This is a genomic window from Bradyrhizobium sp. USDA 4341, from assembly GCF_054063755.1.
In genome coordinates this window covers 9,612,943-9,625,795 of sequence record NZ_JBSSGO010000002.1, presented here as the reverse complement: position 1 = coordinate 9,625,795, position 12,853 = coordinate 9,612,943, and the positions used below count along the sequence as shown (strand labels likewise).

Annotated in this window: 9 protein-coding genes; 2 read left to right on the top strand and 7 right to left on the bottom strand. The window is 65.6% G+C overall.

From position 1 onward, the window contains the following. Positions 1-26 precede the first annotated feature (26 nt). From ACVIGB_RS50480 to ACVIGB_RS50465, 4 genes are all read right to left on the bottom strand, one after another. Positions 27-1,952, bottom strand: a complete 1,926-nt coding sequence (locus tag ACVIGB_RS50480; RefSeq protein WP_456723608.1) for a potassium transporter Kup — start codon at positions 1,950-1,952, stop codon at positions 27-29. Positions 1,953-2,106: 154 nt separating this feature from the next. Beyond that, positions 2,107-4,041: a potassium transporter Kup gene (locus tag ACVIGB_RS50475; RefSeq protein ID WP_456723609.1), complete on the bottom strand. Its 1,935-nt coding sequence runs from the start codon at positions 4,039-4,041 to the stop codon at positions 2,107-2,109. 112 nt (positions 4,042-4,153) lie between these two features. Next, positions 4,154-4,984, bottom strand: a complete 831-nt coding sequence (locus ACVIGB_RS50470; RefSeq protein ID WP_456723610.1) for an OmpA/MotB family protein — start codon at positions 4,982-4,984, stop codon at positions 4,154-4,156. Positions 4,985-5,016: 32 nt separating this feature from the next. Then, complete coding sequence (locus ACVIGB_RS50465) at positions 5,017-5,790, bottom strand: motility protein A (RefSeq protein ID WP_029078588.1); 774 nt, start codon at positions 5,788-5,790, stop codon at positions 5,017-5,019. A gap of 374 nt (positions 5,791-6,164) precedes the next feature. On the opposite strand from ACVIGB_RS50465, the gene ACVIGB_RS50460 reads away from it, so the two are divergent. Beyond that, a complete protein-coding gene (locus tag ACVIGB_RS50460; protein ID WP_456723611.1) occupies positions 6,165-7,145 on the top strand; it encodes an NADPH:quinone oxidoreductase family protein in 981 nt (326 codons plus the stop codon). 1,047 nt (positions 7,146-8,192) lie between these two features. Further along, the gene (locus tag ACVIGB_RS50455) at positions 8,193-8,426 is read left to right on the top strand and encodes a hypothetical protein (protein WP_212315139.1); all 234 of its coding nucleotides are present in this window, start codon (positions 8,193-8,195) and stop codon (positions 8,424-8,426) included. 23 nt (positions 8,427-8,449) lie between these two features. Here ACVIGB_RS50455 and ACVIGB_RS50450 read toward each other — a convergent pair whose 3' ends face one another. From ACVIGB_RS50450 to ACVIGB_RS50440, 3 genes are all read right to left on the bottom strand, one after another. Continuing rightward, entirely contained in the window at positions 8,450-9,721 is a 1,272-nt protein-coding gene (locus tag ACVIGB_RS50450) for an NAD(P)/FAD-dependent oxidoreductase (RefSeq protein WP_456723612.1), read from the bottom strand. Next, on the bottom strand, positions 9,721-11,385 hold the full coding sequence (locus ACVIGB_RS50445; RefSeq protein WP_456723613.1) for a thiamine pyrophosphate-binding protein: 1,665 nt from the start codon (positions 11,383-11,385) through the stop codon (positions 9,721-9,723). Before ACVIGB_RS50445 ends, ACVIGB_RS50450 begins: the two co-directional genes overlap by 1 nt. A 322-nt stretch (positions 11,386-11,707) precedes the next feature. Beyond that, the gene (locus ACVIGB_RS50440) at positions 11,708-12,853 is read right to left on the bottom strand and encodes an acyl-CoA dehydrogenase family protein (protein WP_456723614.1); all 1,146 of its coding nucleotides are present in this window, start codon (positions 12,851-12,853) and stop codon (positions 11,708-11,710) included.

Sequence of the window (12,853 nt, the reverse complement as noted above, 5' to 3'; positions counted from 1 at the left end):
CGCGCGGAAACGCTGGGTCGTGGACCCTAGATCGTGACTTGCGTGCCGACCTCGACCACCCGCCCGGTCGGAATCTGGAAATAGTCGGTGGCATCGTTCGAGGAGCGGCTCAGCGCGATGAACAGATGGTCCTGCCAGCTCGGCATGCCCGAATGCGCCGCCGGCTTCAACGCACGGCGGGACAGGAAGAACGAGGTCGACATGATGTCGAACTGCCAGCCAAGCTTGCGGGCGATCGCCAGCGTCTTCGGCACGTTCGGCTGCTCCATGAAACCGAACTTCAGCGTCACCTTGGAGAAGGTCTCGGTCAGCTGCTCCATCCGCACCCGCTCGGACGGATCGATGCGCGGCGTCGGCGCGGTCTCGATGGTCAGGATGACGTTCTTCTCGTGCAGCACCTTGTAGTGCTTGAGGCTATGCATCAGCGCGGTCGGCGCGCTGACGGGATCGCTGGTCAGGAACACGGCCGTCCCGGAGACGCGCTGCGGCGGCCGCTTCTCCAGCATCGCGACGAGATCGGCGAGCGGAAATTCCAGCTTGCGCGACTTTTCGAACAACAGCCGGCTGCCGCGCCGCCAGGTGTACATCACCACGATCATGGCTCCGCCAAGCGCGAGCGGCACCCAGCCGCCCTCGAACACCTTGAGCAGGTTGGCGGCCAGGAACGTGATGTCCAGGAACAGGAACGGCGCGACCAGCGCGGCGGCGGCGAGCGGCGACCAGCGCCAGACCTTCCAGATCACCACAAAACCCATCATCGCCGTCACCACCATGGTGCCGGTCACGGAGATGCCGTAGGCCGACGCCAGCGCGCTCGACGAGCGGAACATCAGCACCAGCACGATGACCGCGATAAACAGGAACCGGTTGATGCGCGGCATGTAGATCTGGCCGGAATGCGCCTCCGACGTGTGGCGGATTTCGAACCGCGGCATCAGGCCAAGCTGGATCGCCTGCCGGGTCAGCGAGTAGGCGCCGGTGATGACGGCCTGGCTCGCGATCACGGTCGCCATGGTGGCAAGCGCGACCATCGGGATCAGCGCCCAGTCCGGGAACATCAGGAAGAACGGGTTCTCGATGCCCTTGGGATTGTCGATCAGAAGCGCGCCCTGCCCGAGATAGTTCAGCGCCAGCGACGGCAGCACGATGAACAGCCATGCGGTCTGGATCGGGCGTTTGCCGAAGTGACCGAGGTCGGCATAGAGCGCCTCCGCGCCGGTCACCGCAAGGAAGACCGCACCGAGCGTGATGAAGCCGATCACGCCGTGATGCAGCATGAACGACACCGCAAGGATCGGGTTGAACGCGTACAGCACCTCGGGGTGCCGCACGATCTGCGGCAGCGCCGCGATCGCGATCACGGCGAACCACACGCACATTACCGGGCCGAAGAACGCGGCGACGCGCGCGGTGCCGCGCGACTGCACCGAGAACAGGACGACCAGGATCACCACCGTGAGCGGGACGACGTAGGGGTCGAAGGTGGCGGTGACGAGCTTGATGCCTTCGATCGCGGACAGCACCGAGAGCGCCGGGGTGATGACGGCATCGCCGTAGAACAGCGCGCCGCTGATGATGCCGAGCAGCACGATCGCGGCTCCGCCCTTGGTGACTGCGCGCTGCGCCAGCGCCATCAGCGCCAGCGTGCCGCCCTCGCCATTGTTGTCGGCACGCAGCAGGATCACGACATATTTGAGCGTCACGACGACGATCAGCGCCCACAGGATCAGGCTGAGCACGCCGAGCACCGCATGCGCCGTCACGGCGCCCTCGCCGCCGGCGGCTGCGACGACGGCTTCGCGCAGCGCGTACAGCGGGCTGGTACCGATGTCGCCATAGACAACGCCGATGCTGCCGAGCATCAGCGCCTTGAAGGTGGCGGTTGAATGCGCCTCGCCATGGCCGTTTGCCGCGGGCGTTTCCGCCGCGGTGATCGCACTCTCGGATGACATGGGAAGCTGCGCCTCTGTCTTCTGCCGCACTGCACAATGCCGGGTCGCAGGCCTATACTCCCGGCAGGAATGCATAGGTTAGCCCGGATTCAGGCCTCCGCCATGCATATCACGCATAGATCACGGCTTTTCAACTGTAGAATCCATTGCTGCATCAAATAGTTACCTGGGTACCCACTTCAACCACCCGGCCGGTCGGGATCTGGAAATAGTCGGTGGCGTCGTTGGCTGACCGGCTCATCGCGATGAACAGGTGGTCCTGCCACTGCGGCATCCCGGACTGGGCGGACGGCTTCAGCGACCGGCGCGACACGAAGAACGAGGTCGACATGATGTCGAACTGCCAGCCGAGCTTGCGCGCGACCGCGAGCGCCTTCGGCACGTTCGGCGATTCCATGTAGCCGAAGCGCAGCCGCACCGCGGTGAACTTGTCGCTGACCTTCTCCATGGTCACGCGCTCCGACACGTCGACGCGCGGTGTCGGTGCGGTCTCGATGGTCAGGATCACATTGTGCTCGTGCAGCACCTTGTTGTGCTTGAGATTGTGTAAGAGCGCGGTCGGCACGAAGCTGGGATCGCTGGTCAGGAACACTGCGGTGCCCTTGACGATATGCGGCGGCCGCTTCTCCAGGCTGTGGATCAGGTCGCGCAGCGGCACCTCGATGCGGCGGGTCTTGGCGATCAGGATCGCGGCGCCGCGACGCCAGGTCCAGATCATCGTCGCCATCACGACGCCGAACAGCAGCGGCACCCACGCGCCCTCGAACAGCTTCAAGAGATTGGCGCTGAAGAAGGTCATGTCGACGATCACGAACGGCAGGATCAGCGCCGCGGCCGACGCCACGCGCCAGTTCCACAGCTTCCAGATCACGATGAAGCCCATGATGCCATCGGCGACCATGGTGGTGGAGACGGCGATGCCGTAGGCCGAGGCGAGCCCGCTCGAGGTGCGGAACAGCAGCACCAGCAGCAGCACGCCGATCAGCAGCAGCCGGTTGACGCGCGGCAGATAGATCTGGCCGGCATGGGTCTCCGAGGTGTAGCGGACCTCGAAGCGTGGCAGAAGGCCGAGCTGCACCGCCTGGCTGATCAGCGAATAGGCGCCGGTGATCACGGCCTGGCTCGCGATCACGGTCGCAGCAGTGGCGAGCCCGATCAGCGGCAGCAACAGCACCTCCGGCACCATGCGGTAGAACGAGTTCTCGATCGCGGCCGGATCGGACAGCACCAGCGCGCCCTGCCCGAAATAGTTCAGGAGCAACGAGGGCAGCACGAAGAACAGCCAGCCGGACTGGATCGGCTTGCGGCCGAAATGCCCGAGGTCGGCATACAGCGCCTCGCCGCCGGTCACCGCGAGGAACACCGCGCCCAAGGTCACCAGGCCGACGGTGCCGTGGGTCAGCAGGAACTGGATTGCGTAATAGGGATTGATCGCCGCCAGCACCGACGGATCGTCCATGATGTGGACCACGCCCATCACCGCGAGCGAGGCGAACCACACCACCATCACCGGCCCGAAGGCGGAGGCGACGCGCGCGGTGCCGGTGCGCTGCACCGAGAACAGCAGCACGAGGATCAGGATCGTCAGCGGCACCACATAGTGCTCGAGATGCGGCGTGGCGAGCTTGAGGCCTTCGACCGCCGACAGCACCGAGATCGCCGGCGTGATCATGGAATCGCCGATGAACATCGAGGCGCCGACCACGCCGAGCGCTAGCAACGGCCAGCTGCGCCGTCCGATCGCGCGCTGGCCGAGCGCCATCAGCGACAGCGTGCCGCCCTCGCCATTGTTGTCGGCGCGCAGCAGCAGCAGCACGTATTTGGCGGTGACGACGGTGAATAGCGCCCACAGGATCAGGCTGAGCACGCCGAGCACCATGATCCGGGTCACCGGCTGGCCGTGCGCGGCGCCGCCGACCGCCTCGCGGAATGCGTAGAGCGGCGAGGTTCCGATATCGCCGAACACGACTCCGATGCTGCCCAGTGTCAGGGCCCAGAAGCCGGAGGCGCCTTGGCCTTTGCCTTGACCTGTTCCTTGGCCCGCGCCTTGGGTTTCCTGGGCTTCGGTGGGTGAGACGCTGACAGCCATGGTGAGGTTGGAACGCTCGGTCGGTTGATTTTGATCCGCGCGGCTATCGACGCTTCCGTCCCGCCTGTCAACCAAGCAACCCGGCCGACGGCGGTAGCGGGGTAACCCGGAGCTACGGCTTCAGATCCGGCGGCAACGGCGGATTTTCCCGCATCAACGTGATGGTCACGCGACGGTTCGCCGGCAGCGTCGGATCGTCGGGAAACAGCGGCTGGCCGTCCGCCTTGCCGGAAACCGCGAAGATGTGGGACGGCGGCAGCCCTTGCCGCTCCAGGATCTGCCGCACCGCATTGGCGCGGTCGGCGGACAGGTCGAAGGCGTCGTAATCGCTGCGCGCCGGCACGAAGCCTGCGGCTGTATGCCCCACGATCGCGATCCGCAGCGGCGTCGCCTTCAGCGGCGCGGCGAGCTTCTGGATCAGCCGGCGGGTGCGCTCATACGGCTCCCTGGAGCCGTCGGCGAACATCGAGCGGCCGTCTTGGTCGACGATCTCGAGGTTGAGCCCCTCCTTGGTCTCCTCGAACATGATGTTCTTGGAAATCTCGGTCAGCTCCGGCATGTCCTGCAGGGCCTGCCGCAGCGAGGCGGAGGCCAGCGCGAATTCGCGATCGATCTTCAGCCGCGCGCCGTTGATCTGGCTGCGCTCCTTTTCGTCCGGCGTCGGATTGGCGGAGGATTCCTCCGGCGAGATGTGCTCGACATTCTTGAGCTTCGGCCGGGTCGGCAGGCCATCGGACTCGACGATGCCGGAATAGCGCACATTGGTCTGCACGCCGAAGGCGTCGCGCATCGAGCCGGCGACGATCTTCAGCTTGTTGTTGTCCATGGTGGAGAACGCGACGAGCATCACGAAGAAGCTCATCATCAGGCCCATCAGGTCGGCGAAGGTCACGAACCAGCCGTGACCTCCGGTATGGGCGTCGCCGCGCTTTTTCTTGGCCATCGCTGCTGTCCCGGGAGCGCCAGTCGGGGCCGTCAGGCCGGAACCGGCTCACCCTCCTCGTTGCGATGCTTCTCCGGCAGATAGGCCAGCAGCATCTCGCGCACCAGCGCCGGGCTCTTGGAATCGCGGATCATCAGGATGCCGTCGATGATCAGCGTGCGGTTGGTCTCCTCGTCGAGCAGCTTGCCGTGCAGCTTGTCGGCGATCGGGAGGCAGAACAGGTTGGCCACCAGCGCGCCGTACAGCGTGGCGAGCAGCGCAGTCGCCATGAACGGGCCGAGCTTGGAAGGGTCGGTCATGTTGGCGAACATCTGCACCATGCCGATCAGCGTGCCGATCATACCGAAGGCCGGCGCGCAGTCGCCGATCGCGCGATAGATCTTGCTGCCCTCGTCGAGGTGCATCAGGAAATTGTCGCGGTCGCGCTCCATGTTGTCGCGGATGAATTCGAGATCGTAACCGTCGGCGACGTAGCGGATGCCCTTGGCGAGGAACGGCTCGTCGGTCTCGACCTTCTCCAGGCCGACCGGGCCCTGCTTGCGGGCGATCTCGGCGATGCGGGCGAGCTCGTCCACGAGGTCGCGGGCCGATAGCCGGCTCATCGTGAAGGCAAACTTGGCGCCGAGCGGCAGCCCGTGCAGCATCACGCCGAGCGGAAAACGGATCATCGTCGCCGCGATCGAGCCGCCGAAGATGATGATCATGGCGTGTTCGGAGATGAACATGTGCAGGTCGCCGCCCATGAACATCATCACCGCGATGACGATGATGCCAGCCAACAGCCCGGCGCCAGTCATGATATCCATAGGAGACTCCAACGCGTACGCAACCTGCCCGTCCTGGACGGCGCGCAGCCCAAGGCGGGCCGCGTGGAAAACCCTAACGTTAACGCCATTAAGGACGCGTTACCGAATTTGGTAGGGATAACAACGGGTAAACGTCGGCCGTTTTGCGATGTCGTTGAAGATGTTGGCTTTCCGCATGGGACGCCGTCGCTGCATGCGCAAAAGGCCTCCCCGTAGAACAACGGAGATGAGATAGGTTTGCCAAGAGCGTTTTCGAGCGAAGTGGGTACCGGTTCGCGTGAAGAAAACGCGTCAACACAAGAATCCGGAGCCCCGTTCCGATTCAATCGGAACGGAAAAGGCTCCAGAGGAAACGAACCAATGAGCAGGACAGGATGAAGGCGGTCGTCGTTGAGCAATATGCGCCTATCGATCAGATCGAGCTGAAGCAGATCGCCACGCCCGAACCCGGCCCCGGACAGATCCGCGTCCGGGTTCACGCCGCGAGCATCGGCTTCGTCGATGGGCTGAAGGTCGAGGGCCGCTACCAGACCAAGGATGCCCTGCCCTTTACGCCCGGTGCGGAATTCGCCGGCGTGGTCGACGCGGTCGCGGGCGACGTCGCCGGCATCACGCCGGGCATGCGGGTGATGGGCGCGGCGCGCTCGGGCGCGCTGGCCGAGTACATCGTGGTGCCGCCTGCCGCCGTCGAGGTCATGCCCGATGGCCTGTCGATGGAGGCCGCCGCGGCCTTCCGCACCAACTACCTCACCGCGCTGTATGCGCTCGCCGAGCGCGGCTCGCTCAAGGCCGGCGAGCAGCTGCTGGTGCTCGGTGCCGCCGGCGGCACCGGCATCGCCGCGATCCAGGTCGGCAAGCTGCTCGGCGCGCGCGTCGTTGCCGCGGCCTCGACGGACGAGAAGCGCAGCTTCGCCGCAAGCTTCGGCGCCGATGCTGTCGTCGACTACACCAGGCCCGATTGGCGCGATGCGCTGAAGGACGCAACCGGCGGCAATGGTCCCGACGTGATCTTCGATCCGGTCGGCGGCGAGGTCTCGCTGCAGGCGTTCCGCTCGATCGCCTGGAACGGCCGCCATGTCGTGGTCGGCTTCGCGGCAGGCCAGATCCCCGCTCTGCCGTTCAATCTGCCGCTTCTGAAGGGTGGTCTCCTGATCGGCGTCGATGCCGCCCAGATCGCGCGCCGCGAACCCGAGGCGCAGGCGCGCGTGATGACGCAATTGTCGGCATGGCTGAACGACGGCCGACTGACGCCGGTGGTCGGCAAGGTGTTCGAGCTTGAAGATTTCCGTGCAGCGTTCACGACGATGCAGACCCGCGCCGCGCTGGGCAAGATGGTGGTGCGGATCGGATCGTGAGAGAGGCACCGCTATCGTCGCATCTTCCCTGTCGTCCCTGCGAAAGCAGGGACCCATAACCACAGAGTTGTGTTGTTGAGATGAGCTGTGGCTACAGCTCTGCAATCCAATTCGCATTCGTGGTTATGGGTCCCGGCTCAAGGCCGGGACGACACTGAATTTGTTGCACGGTCTATGAGTCACACATCCGCCTTCTCGCGACATCAATTGTCCGAGTCTTGCATTTCGTTCCGCCACTCTGAGAACAGAGGGCGCAGGGAAAGCCGGGTGCCGATCGCACCCATGGGTCCCGCGTAGTAAAAAACGCCGGAGGTAGGACCACAGGTGTAACCGGAAACAGCCCGGCTTTCCCTGCGCGATGGGTTACGGCTTACTTCGTGCTCTCCCCGGCGAGACTGGGCTTGCTTGTCACCGTCTCCGCAAAAGCACTTGCGCGTTTTGCGGGGAGACACCGGCCGCTAGGGCGTCAGGACCACACGACTTCGCCGTCCGCCTCACGCGCACTCGTCAGTCGCGCAATCGGCGTCCACCGCATCTCGACCCACGTTCGTGACGACCGCGAAGCGCCCCTCGTGTCGGGTGAGACGGGCGTATTGAACATCTGAGTTGGGTCCGGCGTCAAGTCAAATTCTGAAAAGCCGAACGATCCAAACCATGGATTCGCGGCTCGTAGGATGGGTAGAGCAAAGCGAAACCCATCACTGGCGCCGCGGAAGGGAATTGATGGGTTTCGCTGCGCTCTACCCATCCTACAATTTCCTGATCCGGCACGGCCCCTTGGGTCACCCGAGCGGCCGTCCCAACGCTGCCATTGCACCGCAGGAACCAACACCGCAACGACGCATTGTCATTTCACCCAACGGTTGAGAGGTAATATGCCGCCAGTATCGGTATCCGCACCGATCCCGTAGCATTCCTGTCCGCCGAAGAGCCAATTAGCCGTCATCTGTTGTATTTCAGGATTCTTCCCTTGGCACTTTTTGCATATCGAACATCCAGCACCACGTCCCGATCGCGCGGGCTAACCACCGTCGCCTGAGACGCGCGATGAAGATGGACAAGGCCACCTGGTACGTCTCGTTCGCCATCAGAACCCCTGACGCCGGACACCACCGCTTCGCGCGCCAGACCCGCACCTTCACGACCGAGCAGGATGCCAAGGCGTTTGCGCGCACCCTGCTTGTGCAGACTCAAGACGTCAGCGCCGGAACGATCAACCCGCACACGCCGAGACGCGTGATCGCGCCGGCCGCGATCGCGGCCTGGGCCGGCGAGAGCTGACGTCGGCGTGCCTCCGCGGCTTCCTACAGGAAGCGTGACGGCGCGAACGGCTGCAGCGGTATCTCCGGCGCCTTGCCGCTGACCAATTGCGCGACCAGCCGGCCGGTGCGGGCCGAGCCGACCAGGCCGACATGGCCGTGGCCGAACGCATAGACCACGTCGTGCGAGGCGCGGCTGTGGCCGATGCACGGTCGCCCGTCGGGCATGCTCGGGCGATGGCCAAACCAAGTCTTGATCCGCGAGGGTGGAATGTCCCTCGGCAGCTTCGGGAACATGCTGAAGAGATGCTCGCGCAGGATCTCGGCGCGCTTCCAGTTGGGCTCGGCGTCGAGCCCCGCGATCTCCACCGTGCCGGCGGCGCGCAGGCCCTTGTCGGTCCAGTTGACCACCATCTTGGCGTCCGAGGCCATCATCGAATTGCGCGGTCCGGATTCCGGAGTCTCGATCATGACGTGATAGCCGCGCTCGGTCTCGAGCGGCAGCGGGTCGCCGATCGATGCGGTCAGTTGCTTCGAGCGTGCACCGGCGGCGACGACCGCGGCATCGCAGGCGATCTCGCCGGTCTCGGTGACCACGGCGACCAGCCGGTCGCCCGCGAGCTTGAGGCCTGTGGCCTTGGCAGCAACGCGCTCGGCGCCGTTCGCGATCGCGTGCGCGGCGAGCGCTGCGACATAGGCGCCGGGATCGCGGCAGCGGCCGGCCTCCTCAACCACGACGCCGAACTTGTAGCGCGGATGCAGATCGGGCTCGCGCTGGCGCATCTCGTCTTCATCGAGCTCCAGCCATTCGATGCCGACGCGCTTGCGGATGCGCCAGCCGAGATCGCGGTCGAACGGCGCGCGCGAGGGAAATACGTGCATCACCCCGCGCCGCTCGATCAGCTCGGGCACGCCAGCTTCCTCGGCGAGCTGCCGGTGCAGCAGCGGCGCGTCCTTGAGCAGATCGCGCATCGCCCGCGCGGTGACCTCGACCTGCGCCTCGGTCCGGCTCGACAGCAGATACTTGATCAGCCACGGCAAGGCCTTCGGCAGATACGACCAGCGGATCGCAAGCGGCCCGAGCGGGTCCATCAGATAGCCCGGCACCTTCTTCCAGGTGCCAGGCTCGGCCGGCGGGATCACCGAATGCGACGACAGCCAGCCGGCATTGCCATAGCTCGCCGCCTGGGTGCCGCCGGGCTCGCCCGGATCGATCAGTGTGACTCTGTGGCCCGCGCGCAGCGCCTCGATGGCGCTGATCACGCCGACCGCGCCGGCGCCGATGATCGCGACGTGACGGCCGGCGGATTCAGGCATCAGCGTTTCGCCTGCTCGGGCATAAAATCCTTGCCGACCGACAGCGCGCGCTGATCGACCAGGCAGTGCAGGATCGCCGGCTTGCCGGAGGCCAGTGCCCGCTCAAAGGCCGGCGCGAAGTCTTCGGTGCGCTCGACCCGCTCGCCATGGCCGCCGAACGCCTTTGCATAGAGCGCGAAGTCCGGGTTCTTGAGCTGGGTGCCGACGACACGGCCGGGGTAGTCGCGTTCCTGATGCATGCGGATGGTGCCGTATTGCGCGTTGTCGATGACGACGACGATCAGCGGCGCGTCGTACTGCACGGCGGTGGCGAACTCCTGCCCGTTCATCAGAAAGCAGCCGTCGCCGGCGAACGCGACGACCACCCGATCCGGATGGTGCCGCTTGGCCATTACAGCCGCCGGCACGCCGTAGCCCATCGAGCCCGAGGTCGGCGCGAGCTGCGCGGCGAAGGCGTGGAAGCGATGGTGGCGATGAATCCAGCCGGCGTAATTGCCGGCGCCGTTGCAGACGATCGCATCCTTCGGCAGCCGGTCGCGCAGCCAGGTCACGACCTCGCCGTACTGGAAATGGCCGGGCAGTTCGCGCGGCTTGTCGGTCCAGGCAAGATAATCCGCGTGCGCCTTGGCCGCCTCGCCCTTCCAGGCGGGCGCGGCTGCGGGCTTCATGCTCTCGACCGCGGCGGCGAAGGCCGCAGGCGTCGCCTGGATCGCCAGCGCCGGCTGGTAGACGCGGCCGAGCTCTTCGGAGCCCGGATGCACGTGAATGAGCTGCTGGCTCGGCACCGGAATGTCGAGCAGCGTGTAGGACGAGGACGGCATCTCCGACATGCGGCCGCCGATCAGGAGAATGACGTCGGCACCGGTGAAGCGATCCCTGAGCTTCGGGCTCGGGCCGATGCCGAGATCGCCGGCATAGTGCGAGTGGTCGGCGTCGAACAGCGAGGCGCGGCGGAACGAGGTCGCGACCGGCAGGTCGAAGCGCTCGGCAAAGCGCGCAATCCCCTTGGCCGCCTCTGCGGTCCAGGCCGAACCGCCGAGCACCACGATCGGCGCCTTGGCGCCGGCGAGCATGCTGCCGAGACGCTCGATATCCGACGGCGCCGGCCATGTGACCGCCGGCTCGACCTTCGGCGCGTCGGCAACCGCTGCCGTTTCAGTCAGCATGTTCTCCGGCAGCGAGATCACCACCGGACCGGGGCGGCCCTGCAGCGCGACGCGGAAGGCGCGCGCGACCAGTTCCGGAATGCGGTCCGGACGATCGATCTCGACCGCCCATTTCGCCATGGTGCCGAACACTGCCTTGTAGTCGAGCTCCTGGAACGCCTCACGCTCGCGCATGCCGGTGTCGACCTGGCCGACGAACAGGATCATCGGGGTGGAATCCTGCATCGCGATGTGCACGCCATGCGCAGCGTTGGTCGAGCCGGGACCGCGGGTGACGAAGCAGATGCCGGGACGTCCGGTGAGCTTGCCATAGGCCTCCGCCATCATCGCAGCCCCACCTTCGGCACGGCAGATCACGACGTCGATCGGGCTGTCATGCAGGGCATCGAGCGCCGCCAGATAGCTTTCGCCCGGCACGCAGGTGACGCGCTCCACCCCTTGCGCGACCAGCTGGTCGATCAGGATCTGGCCTCCGGTGCGGGCGTTGCTTTTGGTCATGAGGGCTCCCTGCGGCATTGGCGCGCGCTTGCGGCTCGCGCGGAACGTGGTCCGACGGGGGTATGATAGACGGGATTGTGGCGCAAGGCCGAACTCGCCGCGGGATGCAGCGGCGGCATCGAGCCATGCGGCAGGGAAAGGGCAGCGGCGGCACGCCACTTATTTGCGCAGAGCGGGCCGGCGGCAGCGCTGCCGCACGGACTCCGTCATTCCGGGCGATGCACCAGTATCGAACCCCAATGCGCAGTTGCGCATTGTGGAATCTCGAAGTTGCGGCGCGAGATTCCGGGTTCATGCTTCGCATGCCCCAGAATGACGGCCTTCAAAGCGAGCGCGCGATCAAGACCTTCATGATCTCGTTGGTGCCGCCATAGATCTTCTGGATGCGGGAATCGATGAACATGCGCGAGATCGGATATTCCTGCATGTAGCCGTAGCCGCCATGCAGCTGCAGGCATTCGTCGGCGGTCTCGACCTGCTTCTGCGAGCACCACCACTTCGCCATCGAGGCCGTCACGGTGTCGAGGTCGCCGGCGACCAGGCGTTCGACGCACCAGTCGACGAACACGCGGGCGATCATTGCCTCGGTCTTGCGCTCGGCGAGCGTGAACGCGGTGTTCTGGAATTCGATCAGCGGCTTGCCGAACGCGGTGCGCTGCTTGGTGTATTCGGCGGTGATCTTGACCGCGCGCTCCATCGAGGCGACGGCCCCGATCGCGAGCGACAGCCGCTCCTGCGGCAATTGCTGCATCAGCTGGACGAAGCCGTTGCCCTCCTCGCCGCCGAGCAGGTTTTCCGGCGGCACCGTGACATTGTCGAAGAACAGCTCCGACGTGTCTGAGGCGTGCAGGCCGATCTTGTCGAGGTTGCGGCCGCGCCGGTAGCCCTCGGCGCCCGCGGTCTCCACCACGATCAGCGAGATGCCCTTGGCGCCCGGCGCTCCGGTGCGCGCCACCACGATGACGAGATCGGCGGCCTGGCCGTTGGTAATGAAGGTCTTCTGGCCGTTGACGACGTAGGAATTGCCCTGCTTCTTCGCCGTGGTCTTGACGGCCTGCAGGTCGGAGCCGGTGCCGGGCTCGGTCATCGCAATGGCGCCGACCATCTCGCCCGACGCCATCTTCGGCAGCCAGCGCTGCTTCTGCTCCTCCGAGCCGTAATTGACGATGTAGTGCGCGACGATCGCGCTGTGCACGGAAACGCCGGTCGTGAGCTCCGGCACTGTGCTCTCGAGGTCATCGAGCACGGCGGCGTCATAGGCGAAGGTGGCCCCTAAGCCGCCATAGGCCTCCGGCACGCTCGGCAGCAGCGCGCCCATCTCGCCGAGCGCGCGCCAGGCGGAGCGGTCGACCAGCTTCTGCTCGCGCCACTTCTCGGCGTGCGGCAAAAGATCCTTGGCGAGGAATTTGCGGAACTGGTCACGGAAGGTGTCCAGCTCCTCGGTCATCCAGGACGATCGGTAGTGCAT